This window comes from Alicyclobacillus acidoterrestris (assembly GCF_022674245.1).
Taxonomy (GTDB): domain Bacteria; phylum Bacillota; class Bacilli; order Alicyclobacillales; family Alicyclobacillaceae; genus Alicyclobacillus; species Alicyclobacillus acidoterrestris.
The window spans coordinates 2,742,013-2,757,622 of sequence record NZ_CP080467.1 but is presented as its reverse complement, the minus strand read 5'-3'; the positions used below and the strand labels follow the sequence as shown (position 1 = coordinate 2,757,622).

Sequence of the window (15,610 nt, the reverse complement as noted above, 5' to 3'; positions counted from 1 at the left end):
GGGACAAACCCACAATGAGCCAACTAGGAAGGTGAATAGATTGTTAGTCATGAAAAGTGTGAGCAAAGTTTTTGCACCGAAGCGGAGAAAAGCTGCCATGGTTCATGCGCTTGATGATGTGTCGATGGTCGTCGAGGAAGGAGAATTTGTATCCGTCGTGGGGCCTAGTGGATGTGGAAAGTCAACGATGCTCCACATGGTTGCAGGATTTGAACGTTCAAGTTCTGGCCACATTCTTCTGGATGGACAGCCAATTCAGTCTCCCGGACCTGACAGGGCGGTGGTGTTTCAAAAATCTACTCTGTATCCATGGTTAAATGTACGCAGAAATATTGCACTTGGTCTGAGATTTCGGTAGTGTCCCGTCAAGTGGTGTAAATTGAGTGCAACCACTTCGTGTCGGCTATTTATGCAAAACTGACGTTGGCGCCAGTAATTGCGGTTCTTGAGTGGGTAGTGTCCCGTCAAGTGGTGTAAATTGAGTGCAACCCCTAGTGTTAGCTATTTATGCAAAACTGACGTTGGAGCTAGTAACTGCTGTTCATCAGTGCCAATGAGTTTTGCCATAGACTCTCGGCTGAAGTAGCGCCTTGCAACTATCCATTCATCGTTCTGCTCTTGGAGAATCGATCCTCCAAGGCGCAATACAGACTCTCGGTTGGGGAATATGCCAACCACATCAAAGCGCCGCCTTAGTTCACGATTTAAGCGCTCAAGTGGGTTTGTCGAGCAAATCTGCTTCCAGTGCTCCTTCGGGAATCCCATGTATGCTAATACGTCTTCCTCTGCACGTTCCAGAACACCCATCGCTTTTGGAAACTTTCCTTGAAGTTGTTTCACAACGACAGATAATTGCTGTTTGGCGGCTTCCTGCGTCGGCTGCGCAAAGATGGTCCGGACAATGGATGAGACCATCGCTTGTGACGCTCTAGGCACCTGGCTGAGAATATTGCGCATTGTGTGGACACGACAGCGCTGCCAGGTCGCTCCAGTCAGCGCAGAAGCAATGGCACTACGCAGTCCTTCGTGCGCGTCGCTAATTACTAACTGTACGCCACGCAATCCACGTGCAATCAGACTGCGGATGAATGTGAGCCAAAACGCGCCGTCCTCGCTGGTGCCAATGTCAAATCCCAATACTTCACGCTCACCGGTGTTTCGCACACCAATGGCAATCACAAACGCCATGCTCTGCACCCGTCCGCCTTCTCGCACTTTCGGGAAAGTGGCATCTAGCCAAAGATATGGATACGTCCCCTCCAGCGGGCGGTTTTTGAAGTCCTGCACTACATCGTCGAGTTCTTTACAGATTCGAGACACTTCGCTTTTGCTGATTCCTTGAATCCCCATAGATTCGACCAACTCATCCACTTTACGAGTGCTCACACCATGCACATACGCTTCTTGAACAACGGACAGAAGGGCTTTTTCAGCCTTCCGCCGAGGTTCTAGGATACTTGGGAAGTAACTCCCTTTACGAAGCTTGGGAATCTGCAAATCGATCGTTCCGACACGAGTATCCCATTCTCGTTCTCTATACCCATTACGGCTGTTGCTACGCTTCTCACTACGCTCATATCGCTCAGCGCCAATCAGGGAGCTCACCTCAGCCTCCATCACTGCTTGGGTGAGAACCCTCAGCCCTTCTTTCAAGAAATCCACATCACCATCTTCTAATCCGATCTTGCGAATTAACTCCAAAAGTGCGATCTTATCCGTATAAGCCATCGAAGTGCCTCCTCTACTGATTGCTGCACACTTTTAGTAGATTGCACTCGATGGCTTTTTCGTCAAGATTCAGCCTCCTGAAGAATTTACACCACTACTTGAGACTTTAACGTTAGTCAAGAAAGCTGAATCTTGTGGGATTGAAAAAATTGCACTTGAAAACTTCAGTTCTCAACTAGTGTACAATCCAGAAACGTTGTTTAGATTGCGGAAGGCAGTTGGGCCGATGGTAGGATTAAATCTAGATCCCAGTCATTTGATTTGGATGGGTGCCGATCCGATAGCGGCAGCAAGAGCGTTAGGAGAAGCTATTTATCATGTTCATGGTAAGGATGTTCGGTTAGAAAGGCATTTATCAGCCATTAATGGGGTACTGGAGACAAAAGAGGTTACGGATGTGGCGAATAGAGCATGGAACTATGTCGCGGTTGGATGCGGGCAGGATTTACAGTGGTGGAAGGAGTTTTTCTCGGTAGTTAGGATGATGGGATATAACGAAGAAGTTTCCTTGGAAATGGAAGACCTAACTATGTCAATTGAAGCAGGTATTAAAACTTCAGTCAACGCCTTAAAACAATGTCTAAGTTTCTAAGAACGCTACATCATAGGTGTTGAATTAACTGAAAAAGACTTAAAACCGAGGATGGGCATATTAAGTGTTTGGCGCATGGGGTCGTTGATCTATTCGACGACTTATCTGCATGACGTCCGTATGCGAATTAAGTAATGTAGAATTGAAGCGGCGGCAGCGTATTCTTGCTCCGACCACCCTGTCCGCGTAGCGAATAAGGTTGGTCGGAGGCCTCGTGGCTTCCATCTCTCCGTTTAAGAACGAGAACGGTGACAGATTCCTGTCATCTGACACAAGCCCTCTTGCCGTATTCGTACCGCCCTGTGTGTTTGTTCCGCAGATTGATACTTGTCTTTCCAGATAACGCTGTTCTCAATACTTGATCCATTTGATTGCATTCGAGGCACTTCTTCCTCACTGCTGAATTGGCATTCAGAAGCAGAGTTATGGTGTCACCACCTGAATATTGTTCTCCTCGGCGTACGTACGGTACTTCTGTTCTAGTGAACAATCTGTCACTAAGTAGTCGATTTCACTCAAATCGCAGTATGTCATCAGACCGTTTTTATCAAATTTGTTGTGGTCGATTAACAAAAAGACTTGTGAGCCTTTGCGAACTGCTGTTTGCTTCAGTTCGGTTTCAAGAGGAGATGAATTTGTCACTCCATTTGTAATAGAAACACCTGTCGAAGCCATGAACGCCTTGTTGATGTTGTAGATGTTCAAGATGTTTATTTCCTTGAAGCATGTAAATGAATTTGTTTTACGTTCAAGCATACCACCAATCGATATGATGTTTAAGTTTTCGAACGGCAACGCGCTGATGATTAAATTCAAGTTACTTGTTACAATGGTAATTTCCTTATGTTTAATGAAATTAAACATTTCAAGCGTTGTTGTTCCGGAATCAATAAAAATCACATCCCCATCCTGAACAAAGTCCGCAGCGAGTTTTCCAATTACCTCTTTTTGTTGTTTGTTATGTGTCTGTCTATCTTGGAAGGATATTAGTGGAGGCGCGTCATCATTTATGGCGATGCCCCCGTACACCTTTTTTACTTCGCCGCGTTCGACTAACCACTGCACATCCCGCCGAATTGTGTTTTTAGACACATCAAATACATTCATAAGTTCATCTAACGATACTGTTTGATGCTGAGCAACGTACTCTTGAATTTGTTGTATTCGCTTTGACTTGATCATTTTTGTCTCACTCCGAAGTACAGATTTAAGTCGTCGTGCCACATACACCAAGGGCGCTCCAGGTCATGGTTTACATATCATTGCGGATATTATACCAACAAATAACCAAGATAACACCATTCAAAGGTAGGGAACAAAGATATCTTGAACGGAACCGATTTAGACGATCATTTATGAATAAAGGCGATATATGGCATGAATTTGAGCTGATCTGAGGTGAATTGTTCGTATTGACTGAAAATGATTTGATGGTTATAATGTCAACAAATTATCAACATATACTCAAAACATAATAATTATGATGAGAAGGAGTTTGGTTTTACAGCACAAAATTGGGTAGTGTTGTACAGACGAATGACGTGCTAGCTCTTTAGTGGTCGCGGTCCCCCATGATTTTTTTGAAAGCGGTTGTGAAAGCGCTTCAAATCTGGTGCATTAATTAAATATGGGAAGAGGAGGAATCGTTTATGTCGAGTCAACGATCTGATGTTCGGCGCACACCCACGTCGTTTTTGCGTACTGTCACTTGGTTATCAACTTTCGGTGGATTACTTTTTGGCTATGACACAGGAGTTATCAATGGTGCGTTACCGTTTATGTCGAAACCGGACCAACTCAATCTCAATGCGTTCACGCAGGGGTTGGTGACGAGTTCACTTCTGTTTGGAGCGGCTCTTGGGGCAGCATTTGGTGGAAGATTGGCGGATGGTATCGGTCGTCGTCGCGTGATTTTGTATCTGGCAATATTGTTCTTCGTATCCGCGCTGGGGTGTACCTTGTCTCCTAACTCTGGCGTAATGATTACATTTCGTTTGCTGCTTGGGCTTGCGGTAGGATGTGCTTCAGTTACAGTTCCTACATTTCTGGCTGAAATGTCCACGATGGAACGTCGTGGACGTATGGTGACAAATAACGAATTAATGATTGTTACGGGGCAATTGATGGCATTCGTGATTAATGCAATTATTAGTAGTACCCTGGGTGATAATGGGGATGTTTGGCGGTACATGTTGGTTGTCGCCACATTACCTGCAATTGCACTTTGGTTTGGAATGTTGATTGTCCCAGAAAGTCCTCGGTGGTTGGCGTCAAAGGGTAGATTTACTGAAGCATTAAACGTTCTCAGGCAAATTCGAGAGGACGCTGCAGCAAAACTTGAACTCGAGGAAATTCAGGGTGCTGTTCTTCAGGAAGACAAGGGCGAAAAGGCTAGTTTTAAAGATCTAGGTGTCCCTTGGATTCGTCGGCTTGTCTTTGTTGGCATCGCAATTGCATTTGTGCAACAGATTACAGGTGTAAATTCGATTATGTATTATGGTACCGAAATTCTCCAAACAGCTGGCTTTGGTACGAACGCTGCCGTTATTGGCAACATTGCCAATGGGGTCATCTCAGTGTTGGCTACTTTTGTTGGTTTCTGGCTTTTGCGTAAGACGAGTAGGCGGAAGATGCTCATTGGTGGTCAGATTGGTATTATCTTGTCCTTGTGTTTGATTGCAATTTTTTCGGCTCTCTTAAAAGGGATGCCCGCACTTCCGTTTGTGGTGCTTTTCTTGACAGTGGCATTCTTAGCATTTCAGCAGGGCGCTGTCTCGCCTGTAACGTGGGTACTGTTAGCGGAAATATTTCCGACACGACTACGCGGATTAGGTATGGGGGTCGTTACATTTTTCTTGTGGATTGTTAATTTCCTGGTTGGCTTAACTTTTCCTGTATTGCTTGGGCACCTGGGGTTGACGTACACGTACATTGTCTTCGTGGTGTTGAACATTATCGCGGTAATCTTGATGAAAAAGTTCGCACCTGAAACAAAGGGATACAGTCTGGAGCAATTGGAGCAGAACTTTAAAACCTACCGAAACCCATCTCTCAAGAAAATAACAGAAGTACCGAGCTCACAGTTGAAATCGTAATGTTTATCAAAGGGCATCGACTGGCAGGATTCATCCCGCCAGTCCTTTTTGTTGTATTTCTGTATTACTCTTATTGGTGGAAATTTCTATAAAATCATTGACTAGATGCGGTGTTTGGAATATCATTTACTAAAAAATGCTCAACACTTAACCAAGAGTTTATAATTGAAAAGGAGGAATATGTCCGGTGGCTGAGAATTTGAGGAATTATATCAATGGTGAGTGGGTGGAAAGCGGTACCACTCAATATGAAGAGGTGTATAATCCGGCAACGAAAGAAGTTATTGCACTTGTGCCGTTGTCGACGAAGGAAGATGTCGATGTTGCCGTAAGAGCGGCAAGTGGGGCCTTTGAAACATGGAGCAAGGTTCCGATACCTCGACGCGCGAAAATTCTTTTTGCGTATCAACAGCTTTTGACACGTGACAAGGAAGAATTAGCTCGGTTGGTTACATTGGAAAATGGAAAAAGTTACACCGAGGCTGTCGGTGAAGTGCAACGCGGTATCGAGAACGTTGAATTTGCTGTGGGTGTCCCTTCACTAATGATGGGAGACTCATTGTCTACCATCGCTACGGATATTGAGGCGACAAACTATAGATATCCTATCGGTGTTGTAGGGGGGATAGCGCCATTTAATTTTCCGATGATGGTTCCGTGCTGGATGTTCCCGATGGCGATTGCGCTTGGCAATTCATTTATTCTAAAACCCTCTGAAAAGACACCGCTGTTGACGAGAAAACTTGTTGAGTTATTTACAGAGGCGGGGTTGCCAAAAGGCGTGTTCAACGTAGTTTACGGGGCTCACGAGGTTGTGAATGGCATTTTAGACCACCCTGCCGTAAAGGCCATTTCGTTTGTAGGCTCAAAACCGGTTGGTGAATATGTTTTTAAACGCGGAAGCGATAACTTAAAGCGTGTGCAAGCGTTAACAGGTGCTAAAAATCACATCGTTGTACTGCGAGACGCGGATTTAGACGAGGCGGTCACCAATATTATCGGGTCAGCGTTTGGCTCCGCCGGGGAGCGATGTATGGCCTGCTCGGTGGTCACCGTTGAAGAGGCGATTGCTGATGAATTTGTCGCTAGGCTAGTAGAGAAAGCGCAAAATATAAAGATGGGAAATGGTTTGGATGACGGAGTGTTTCTTGGTCCTGTCATTCGAGAAGAAAACCTCAACCGTACCGTTCGCTACATTGAGAAAGGTGTGGAAGAGGGGGCAACCCTAGTCTGTGACGGCCGTCAACGCATGAATGATGAAGGGTTCTTTATCGGTCCAACCATTTTTGACAACGTTACGACCGAGATGACGATTTGGAAGGACGAGATTTTCGCTCCTGTTCTGTCAATTGTTCGAGTGAAAAACCTTAAAGAAGCAGTGGACACCGCTAATCGTTCCGAGTTTGCAAATGGTGCATGTATCTTTACGTCGAACGCCTCGGCAATTCGATACTTCCGTGAAAACATTGATGCGGGTATGTTAGGGATCAATTTGGGCGTGCCAGCTCCAATGGCATTTTTCCCTTTTTCTGGTTGGAAATCTTCATTCTATGGGACGCTACATGCAAATGGGAAAGATAGTGTTGATTTTTATACTCGAAAGAAAGTTGTGACTGCACGTTATACAGAACCGACGTTTGATTGAATTGTTGTAAAATTTCCCGGGAGTTAGAGGGAGGAGGATTTCTCTTGCGCCTGCTTGTAAGACCTCAACACGAAACACTTAAAAATGGAGTTGCAGTGGTTCATGAGGTGACCTCGGAGAATTCACCACTCCGCTATGTGGCTTTTAAAGTTATTGACGTTGATTTAGGGGCAACATACACGGAAACGTTAGGCAAACAGGAGTGTTGTATTGTCGTACTAACAGGTACCGTGAACGTTATTGTAGGAGATGATTGTTTCGAGTCTATAGGGACACGGAAAACCGTTTTTGAAAAGCGGCCGACAGATAGCGTTTATGTGTCAAACGACCAAGATTTTGTTGTTGAAGCGATTGAAAAATCGCGCGTCGCACTCTGCTATGCCCCTTCTGAACGTCAGAAACCAACGCGGTTAATCAAGGCGAGTGACAACGAGATTGAACTAAGAGGCATACTGAACAATCAGCGTTTAGTGCACAATATTTTGCCGGATTCTAGCCCGATTGCAAATAGCTTGTTGGTGGTAGAGGTATTTACGGGGAGTGGAAACTGGTCTAGCTACCCTCCACACAAACATGATCGAGACAATCTACCTACAGAGAGTTTGTTAGAGGAAACATACTACCATGAAATGAGCCCTACACAAGGTTTTGTGTTTCAAAGGGTTTACACGGATGACCTGGAGATTGATGAGACGATGACTGTGCACCACGGTGACGTTGTCATCGTGCCCAAAGGTTATCACCCTGTCGGTGTACCGGATGGGTATACTTCTTACTATTTAAATGTGATGGCTGGCCCCACACGAATTTGGAAGTTTTATAACGATCCTGAACATGAGTGGATATTAGAACGTCAATCGAATGAGGATGGTCAAGAATGAAAATTGAACTTCGTTCAGATCGGGAATTTGACGTAATTGCCATTGGGCGCGCGTGCATTGACCTTAATGCGGTGGAGTACAACCGACCAATGGAGCAAACTCATACATTCTCGAAGTATGTAGGCGGCAGTCCTGCAAACATTGTCATAGGGGGAGCTAAGCTTGGCCTGAGGACGGGATTCATTGGAAAGATTTCCGATGACCAACATGGTCGTTTCATAGAACAATACATGCGAAGCGTCGGAGTAGACACATCCAACATGGTTGTCGATCGAGAAGGGCATAAGACTGGCTTGGCATTCACGGAGATTAAGAGTCCTACTGAATGCAGTATCTTGATGTATCGCGATAATGCGGCGGATCTATTTTTACATCCATCTGAAGTTCTGGAGGACTATATTCGGCGTTCAAAAATACTACTTGTCTCAGGTACAGCCTTGGCGCAAAGTCCATCACGAGAAGCGGTTTTAAAGGCCATTCGACTTGCAAAGCAAGGTGATGTCAAGGTTGTGTTCGAATTGGACTATCGTCCGTATACGTGGACGTCAACCGATGAGACGTCAGTCTACTACTCCTTAGTGGCTGAACAGTCCGACATCGTGATCGGTACGCGCGATGAATTTGACGTTATGGAAAATTCATTCGGAGGGCGCAATGAGACGACGATAGAAACATTATTCAAACATGCACCGGAGCTCGTTGTGATTAAGCATGGGTTGGATGGGTCCTATGCATACACAAGATCAGGTGAGGTGTTCCGAGGAGAGGCGTACCAGGCGAAAGTATTAAAGACTTTTGGTGCTGGTGACTCCTATGCAGCTGCGTTTCTTTATGCACTTATCAGAAATTTAGACATTGCGACTGCGCTGAAGTATGCAAGCGCTTCAGCAGCGATTGTTGTGAGTAGGCACAGTTCTTCTGATGCAATGCCGAAAATCGAAGAAATAGAAAGACTTCTTGAACTTCATGTATCTCATTAAGGAAGTTGGGGTGAAATGAACCATGAAGACGGTTAGGCTGACAACCGCGCAGGCCTTAATCCGGTTTCTAAATCAGCAGTACATCCATGTAGACGGGCATGAGTTTCCATTTGTCGAAGGTGTTTTCACGATATTCGGACACGGGAACGTTCTTGGAATTGGGCAGGCCTTGGAGCAGGATGCAGGCCACTTGAAAATTATCCAAGGTAAAAATGAACAGGGCATGGCCCATGCTGCCGTAGCTTTCAGTAAGCAAAGGCTTCGACAGAAAATTTACGCTGTGACTACGTCTGTTGGTCCGGGATCAGCAAACCTGGTTACAGCTGCTGGGACTGCGATGGCAAACAATATACCAGTGCTTTTTCTGCCGGCGGATACGTTTGCCACTCGTCAACCAGATCCTGTTCTTCAGCAGATTGAACAGGAATACAGCGCTGCCGTAACGACTAATGATAGCCTTAAACCAGTTTCTCGTTATTGGGATCGGGTAACTCGACCAGAGCAGTTGATGTCTAGTTTGATTCGGGCTTTCGAGGTCATGACTGACCCGGCTAAAGCAGGTCCCGCGACGATTTGTATCGCCCAGGACACGGCAGGTGAAGCCTTCGATTTTGACGAGCGCTTCTTCGCTAAACGTGTTCACTATCTAGACCGTAAATTACCGACGGATCGTGAGCTACATGGGGCATCTGAACTTATTCGTTGCAGTCGGAAACCCATCATTCTGGTTGGGGGCGGGGCGAAATACTCACAAGCAGGAGACATTCTTAAACGGCTATCAGAAAAACATCACATTCCACTGGTAGAGACACAAGCAGGCAAATCAACAGTAGAGTCCTCGTTTAGCAACAATTTAGGTGGCATAGGTATTACTGGGACATTAGCCGCAAATAAAGCTGCACGTGAGGCAGACTTAATCATTGGTGTGGGGACACGGTATACAGATTTCGCTACATCTTCAAAAACGGCGTTTAACTTTGATAAGGCCAGATTTTTGAATATCAACGTAAGTCGATTGCAGGCGTATAAACTTGATGGTTTTCAAGTAGTGGCCGATGCGAAGGCGACTTTGGAAGCATTGGCTCCGTTGATTAAAGATTACCGGTCCGATTTTGGTGAAGAGATTCGGGAACTGAAGAAGGAATGGTTGGCTGAGCGTAATCGATTGAAGTCGATTCAGTTCACTAGAAAGGACTTCGTTCCTGAGATTAAAGAACAATTCTCCCAGGAGGTGCTGAACGAGTATGCAGATGCCTTGCGAACAGAACTTCCACAGACAACTGCTCTGATTGCGATAAACGACACGATTGCATCAGATAGTGTCGTGATTAGTGCTGCCGGATCTCTGCCTGGCGACCTGCAGCGATTGTGGCACACCGAGGTTCCTAACACGTATCACCTGGAGTATGGCTACTCCTGTATGGGATACGAGGTTTCTGGGGCATTGGGAATAAAGTTGGCCAATCGGGACAAAGAGGTTTACGCTCTGGTCGGAGATGGAAGCTTTCTTCTATTGCATTCGGAGTTTCTTACATCCATTCAATTTGGCTACAAGATTAATGTCTTACTTTTTGATAACTCGGGTTTTGGATGTATCAGTAACTTACAAATGGAAAATGGCAGTGGAAGTTTCTATTGTGAGTTTCGTACCTTTGACAACCAAATTGTCAACGTGGATTATGCAAAAATTGCAGAAGGGTACGGCGCAAAATCGTACCGGGCATCCACGGTCGAAGAGTTGAAAGCTGCATTAGATGATGCGAAGCAACAAGAGGTTTCGACTCTAATTGATATCAAGGTTCTCCCGAAAACCATGACGGATGGATACGACAGTTGGTGGAATGTGGGGGTGGCGGAGATCTCGAACAAGGAAAGTATTCAACAAGCTTTTGAGCGACGGATCCAGATGCTGCGCCGGGCAAGACAATACTGAGAAGCTGAGGTCCTGAACATGTCAGAGGAAAGAATCTTGTGGGGCATTTCCCCAATAGGTTGGCGGAACGATGATATTCCCGAGATTGGGAAAGAGAATACGTTGTCTCACGTGTTAAGCGATATCGTGGTTGCGCGTTTTGAGGGGACAGAAGTTGGGGGATTCTTCCCGGACGCCGCGGCGTTGAACAAAGAATTACAATTGAGAAACCTAAAAATCGCTGGACGATGGTTTAGTAGCTATTTAATCCGGGATGGGTTAGAGGCTGTTGTGAAAGCTTTTCAGCAACATTGTGAGTATCTATCGTTGGTTTGCGCCGACGTAGCCATTGTTTCAGAACAAACGTACAGCGTTCAAGGACACAGCGTAGATGTGTTCTCCAATAAACCTCATTTTACGGATGACGAGTGGGAACAACTTTGTCTCGGACTTAACGAACTTGGTCGCATTGCGCAGCGCTATGGTTTAAGGCTGGTCTATCATCACCACTTGGGTACGGGTGTGCAGACCGGAGAAGAAGTGGATTGGCTGATGGCGAACACAGACCCGGCGTTGGTTCATTTGCTCTACGATACTGGGCACATCTTCGTTTCTGATGGCGACTACATGTCGGTGTTGACAAAGCATGTGAGTCGAATCAAACATGTTCACTTTAAGGATGTCAGGCGACATGTAATGGAGCAGTGCCGTAAAGAGGGAAGTTCGTTCATGCAATCGTTTTTGCGCGGCATGTTCACAGTGCCTGGAGATGGTTGTATTGACTTTACAGAACCCTATCAATTCCTTCTTGGTGCGGGGTATCGAGGATGGATTCTGGTTGAGGCAGAGCAGGATCCAACTGTTGCGCACCCATTGGAGTATGCCTTGAAGGCACGGAAGTACGTTGATGAGCGACTTCTAGCTGTGACGCAATTATCTGCCAAGTGAAGTTAGCAATTTGCATTAAAAAATAAGGGGATGGGACTGTGACATTGCGATTTGGGGTTGTTGGCACCGGTGCAATTGGTAGGGAACATATTCAGAGAATTACTAATACCTTGTCCGGTGGAGAAGTTGTTGCTGTGACGGATATTAACCAGGAATCAGCTCGAAACGTGGTACACCAATTCCAATTGAATGCAAACGTTTACCCAGACGATAAATCTTTAATTGCCGATACGTCTGTAGACGCCATCTTAGTTACAAGTTGGGGACCTGCCCATCAAGCTACAGTGCTTGCAGCGATTGAAGCCGGTAAATATGTATTTTGTGAGAAGCCGCTTGCGACGACTGCGGAAGGTGCACTGAGTATCGTAGAAGCAGAGGTAAAGCACGGACGACGACTGGTTCAAGTTGGTTTTATGCGCCGATACGATAGAGGCTACGTGAAATTGAAGGAAGCGATTGATAGTCACGAGTTTGGCGCGCCTTTGATGCTTCACTGCGCGCACAGAAACCCAGAGGTGGGTGAGCAATACACGCTTGAGATGGCGGTGAATGATACGCTGATTCACGAAATCGATGTGTTGCACTGGTTGGTGAACGACGACTACACATCGATTCGAGCCATTTTTCCAAGAAAGACGAAGTACGCGCTGTCGCATATGCAAGATCCACAAATTTTTATATTAGAGACCGTAGGTGGGATTGTAATTACGGTGGAGGTGTTCGTGAATTGCAAATACGGGTATGACATTCAATGTGAGGTGGTCTGTGAAGAAGGCACAATGAGGCTTCCAGAGGTACCTAGCATTATCAGCCGCAAAGACGCAAAATTGTCTACTGAAGTGTTAACTGATTGGAAACAGCGTTTTATCGACGCATATGACAACGAAATTCAGGATTTCATAGATGCTATTCGCAAGACGGGGCAACCTCAAGGACCCACAGCATGGGATGGGTATATTGCCGCTGTAACCTCGGACGCTGGCATCAGATCACAGCAAACATTAGAGAAGGAACCTATCCAATTGTGTAACAAACCGGATTTTTATAATCATTGAATAGTTACGCTGCTAATTACATGAGTATTCACGAATTGAATTGGCGGGGGGAATGAACATGAAATTAGCTTTAGACCCGACGATGTACACGAATCTGTCGTTGAAGGAAATGGTGGAGAAAACGGCCGAACTTGGGTATGAGTATATAGAACTTTCGCCGCGAGAAGATTTCTGCCCGTTTTATAAGTATCCCAAAGTGGATAAGGAACTTATTCGAAACCTAAAAACCTGGTTAAGAGATGCAGGTGTTCAAATTTCCTCCTTGTTGCCCCTGTACTACTGGGCGGGACCAGACGAGGAACGGAGGCAAGCGGCGGTAAGAAATTGGAAAAGGGCGATAGAGATAGCAGTAGAGTTGGATATTGACCTTGTAAACAGTGAGTTCAGTGGTTCCAAGTATGATGCAGTGGTGTGTGAAGAAAAATTCATTCGTTCGATGGATGAATTGATTCCGATATTCGAGAGGGAAGGTGTGCGATTGAATCTTCAGGCTCATCCATATGATTTTATTGAAACAAATCAGGGTGCCGTAGACATGATTAGGTCACTGGATAAGCCATGGATTAACTTAGTATATTCTACCGCCCATACGTTTTACTATGATGACGGGATTGGCGACATTGAGACAATGTTTGATTATGCGGGTGATCGACTGGTACACGTTCTATTTGCCGATACGTTCAATCACAAAGCTGCACGAGGTTTACGTTATATAGTAAACCCGCCAGGTGCAGAAGTAACGATTCATCAACACCTGAATATCGGTGAAGGAGAAGTGGACTTCAACACCATCTTTAGAAAGTTAAAGGAAATGAATTTCGACGGCATCGCAACGAATTCTGTATTTGCATGGGTAGATAAGGCAGATGAATCTTGCAAGTTCATGTTGAACAAAATGCGCGAAGGTTTAGGAGTATAGATAGGGCATGGCCCTCTATCACGAAAGATTTGGGTCTCGTTATCTCACATGAACAGACGCATCCGATAACGGATTGGAGAAGATTGACTTGAAACTTTGTTTTAATCAAGCGACCACGCTGGAAAACTCGAATTTACTTAAGGATCTTGAGTACTGTGAAAAATTTGGATACGACTACATTGAAATCCGAACGATGGATAAGTTACCTGAGTACTTGAAGGATCATACTGTTGGAGACTTGGCGGAGTTCTTCGCAAACCATCATATTAAACCTTTGGCATTGAATGCACTTGTATTTTTCAATAACCGAAGCGAGTCTGAGCATCGTGACGTGATTCGCGAATTTAAGAAAATGGTGGAATACGCCAAAATCTTAAAGGTGCCCTATATTGTTGTGGTTCCACTTGTAACAGATAAAAAAATTCTAATCAGCCAAATTAAATTCAGCTGCGTAGAGGTCTTGAGAGAGTTGTCAGATATCGCTCAACCATTTGGAATTAAAATTGCAGTGGAATTTTTGGGTCATCCGCAATGCACGGTGAATACCTTTGCGCAGTGTTACGATATTGTGCAAACCGTTGCTAGAGAGAATGTGGGGCTGGTGCTTGACTGTTTTCATTTCCATGCCATGGGTTCCAGGCTGGAAGATTTAAGGACTGCAGATGCCTCGCGGATTTTTATTTTACACATTGATGATGCGGAAGATTTTCCGATTGGATCTCTGACGGATGAAGACAGAGTTTGGCCAGGGATGGGAAGTATCGATTTAGCAGGTATTTTGGCGTCACTGAGAGAGATTGGGTACACGGGTGCTGTGTCGGTTGAACTATTTAGACCAGAATATTATAAATTGGACGCCGAGGAAGTCATTCAGACTGCTAAGAAGCACACGATACAGGTTGTTTCGGAGTATTATGACCTAGAATAGTTCGGCTATTGTGCGGAGAGGATTGATAACAGTGAAGGGAGTAATGTCGGCGGGACTTGTATCTATGACAGACATGCTCTTAGATGCTCGAAAGAAAAAATACGCGGTTGGTCAGTTCAACATGAATGGTATCCACTGGGTACAAGCCATTCTACAAGCGGCCGAAGAGGAGCGAGCACCAGTGATTTTGGCCGCTTCGGATAGACTAATAGAGTATCTGGGTGGTTTCCGGGTTGTCGTTGCTTTTGTAAATGCATTATTGGAAGAAATGTCGATTACAGTACCTGTGGCGTTGCACTTGGATCATGGGAAAAGTGTTGAGCGATGCATTCAAGCAATAGATGCTGGCTTTAGTTCCGTTATGATAGATGGTTCTCACTTGCCTATTAATGAAAATATCGCGATGACGAAGCAAGTTGTGGACTATGCTCATCTGAGAGGTGTTTCTGTTGAAGCCGAGGTTGGAACAGTTGGGGGAATGGAAGACGGTTTGATTGGCGGAGTAAAGTATGCAGATCCTAATGAGTGTCTTCGTCTTGTACAAGAGACGGGCGTTGACGCGTTGGCCGCTGCTCTCGGGTCTGTACACGGACCGTATCAAGGTGAGCCGAGGCTGGGCTTCGAGGAAATGAAACAAATCTCAACAATGGTGAATGTTCCGCTTGTTCTGCATGGTGCTTCAGGCATCCCTGGTCATCAAATTAAGAAAGCGATTGAATTCGGGCACGCTAAAATCAATGTGAACACGGAATGTGTGCAAGCCTGGGCACAAGCGGTTCGTAATGTATTGAGTCGCGACCATGATGTATATGATCCGCGGACGATTCTAACCCCCGGACGAGACGCGATTACCGCCGTTGTTCAGGAGAAAATTCGTGAGTTCAATGCAAACGGAAAAGTGTGATTGATTCATTTGTGTGAGGAATT

General features: G+C 45.4%; 14 protein-coding genes. 12 read left to right on the top strand and 2 right to left on the bottom strand.

What is annotated here, in order from left to right; translation table 11 throughout:
- Nucleotides 1–49 precede the first annotated feature (49 nt).
- The gene (locus K1I37_RS13345; protein WP_040441106.1) at nt 50–358 is read left to right on the top strand and encodes an ATP-binding cassette domain-containing protein; all 309 of its coding nucleotides are present in this window, start codon (nt 50–52) and stop codon (nt 356–358) included.
- A gap of 143 nt (nt 359–501) precedes the next feature.
- On the opposite strand, the gene K1I37_RS13340 is transcribed toward K1I37_RS13345, so the two are convergent.
- Nucleotides 502–1,728, bottom strand: a complete 1,227-nt coding sequence (locus tag K1I37_RS13340; protein WP_206923068.1) for an IS256 family transposase — start codon at nt 1,726–1,728, stop codon at nt 502–504.
- 67 nt (nt 1,729–1,795) lie between these two features.
- On the opposite strand from K1I37_RS13340, the gene K1I37_RS13335 reads away from it, so the two are divergent.
- Entirely contained in the window at nt 1,796–2,320 is a 525-nt protein-coding gene (locus K1I37_RS13335; RefSeq protein ID WP_272496369.1) for a sugar phosphate isomerase/epimerase family protein, read from the top strand.
- A 423-nt stretch (nt 2,321–2,743) separates the two neighbouring features.
- Here the strand turns inward: K1I37_RS13335 and K1I37_RS13330 are convergent, their stop codons facing one another.
- Nucleotides 2,744–3,502 (bottom strand): DeoR/GlpR family DNA-binding transcription regulator, encoded by a 759-nt coding sequence (locus K1I37_RS13330; protein WP_021294862.1) that lies wholly within the window; start codon nt 3,500–3,502, stop codon nt 2,744–2,746.
- A gap of 467 nt (nt 3,503–3,969) precedes the next feature.
- Between K1I37_RS13330 and K1I37_RS13325 the strand changes: the two genes are divergently transcribed.
- The 10 genes from K1I37_RS13325 (at nt 3,970) to fba (ending at nt 15,587) form a co-directional block, all read left to right on the top strand.
- Nucleotides 3,970–5,415 carry a sugar porter family MFS transporter gene (locus K1I37_RS13325; protein ID WP_021294863.1) on the top strand — a complete coding sequence of 482 codons (1,446 nt, stop codon included), beginning with the start codon at nt 3,970–3,972 and terminating at the stop codon, nt 5,413–5,415.
- 187 nt (nt 5,416–5,602) lie between these two features.
- A complete protein-coding gene (locus tag K1I37_RS13320) occupies nt 5,603–7,060 on the top strand; it encodes a CoA-acylating methylmalonate-semialdehyde dehydrogenase (protein ID WP_021294864.1) in 1,458 nt (485 codons plus the stop codon).
- 44 nt (nt 7,061–7,104) lie between these two features.
- Nucleotides 7,105–7,941, top strand: a complete 837-nt coding sequence (gene iolB, locus K1I37_RS13315) for a 5-deoxy-glucuronate isomerase (RefSeq protein ID WP_021294865.1) — start codon at nt 7,105–7,107, stop codon at nt 7,939–7,941.
- Nucleotides 7,938–8,921 (top strand): 5-dehydro-2-deoxygluconokinase, encoded by a 984-nt coding sequence (iolC, locus tag K1I37_RS13310; RefSeq protein ID WP_021294866.1) that lies wholly within the window; start codon nt 7,938–7,940, stop codon nt 8,919–8,921. The genes iolB and iolC overlap by 4 nt, the downstream gene beginning before the upstream one ends.
- 22 nt (nt 8,922–8,943) lie before the next feature.
- A complete protein-coding gene (iolD, locus tag K1I37_RS13305) occupies nt 8,944–10,854 on the top strand; it encodes a 3D-(3,5/4)-trihydroxycyclohexane-1,2-dione acylhydrolase (decyclizing) (RefSeq protein ID WP_021294867.1) in 1,911 nt (636 codons plus the stop codon).
- Between the two features lie 18 nt (nt 10,855–10,872).
- Complete coding sequence (gene iolE / locus K1I37_RS13300; RefSeq protein WP_021294868.1) at nt 10,873–11,781, top strand: myo-inosose-2 dehydratase; 909 nt, start codon at nt 10,873–10,875, stop codon at nt 11,779–11,781.
- Nucleotides 11,782–11,819: 38 nt separating this feature from the next.
- Nucleotides 11,820–12,836, top strand: coding sequence for a bifunctional inositol 2-dehydrogenase/D-chiro-inositol 1-dehydrogenase (locus K1I37_RS13295; protein WP_021294869.1), 1,017 nt, complete (start codon nt 11,820–11,822; stop codon nt 12,834–12,836).
- Nucleotides 12,837–12,894: 58 nt separating this feature from the next.
- Nucleotides 12,895–13,755 carry a sugar phosphate isomerase/epimerase family protein gene (locus tag K1I37_RS13290; protein ID WP_021294870.1) on the top strand — a complete coding sequence of 287 codons (861 nt, stop codon included), beginning with the start codon at nt 12,895–12,897 and terminating at the stop codon, nt 13,753–13,755.
- A gap of 88 nt (nt 13,756–13,843) precedes the next feature.
- Nucleotides 13,844–14,683 carry a 2-keto-myo-inositol isomerase gene (iolI, locus tag K1I37_RS13285; protein WP_021294871.1) on the top strand — a complete coding sequence of 280 codons (840 nt, stop codon included), beginning with the start codon at nt 13,844–13,846 and terminating at the stop codon, nt 14,681–14,683.
- Nucleotides 14,684–14,726: 43 nt separating this feature from the next.
- On the top strand, nt 14,727–15,587 hold the full coding sequence (gene fba, locus K1I37_RS13280) for a class II fructose-1,6-bisphosphate aldolase (RefSeq protein WP_031217710.1): 861 nt from the start codon (nt 14,727–14,729) through the stop codon (nt 15,585–15,587).
- Nucleotides 15,588–15,610 lie beyond the last annotated feature (23 nt).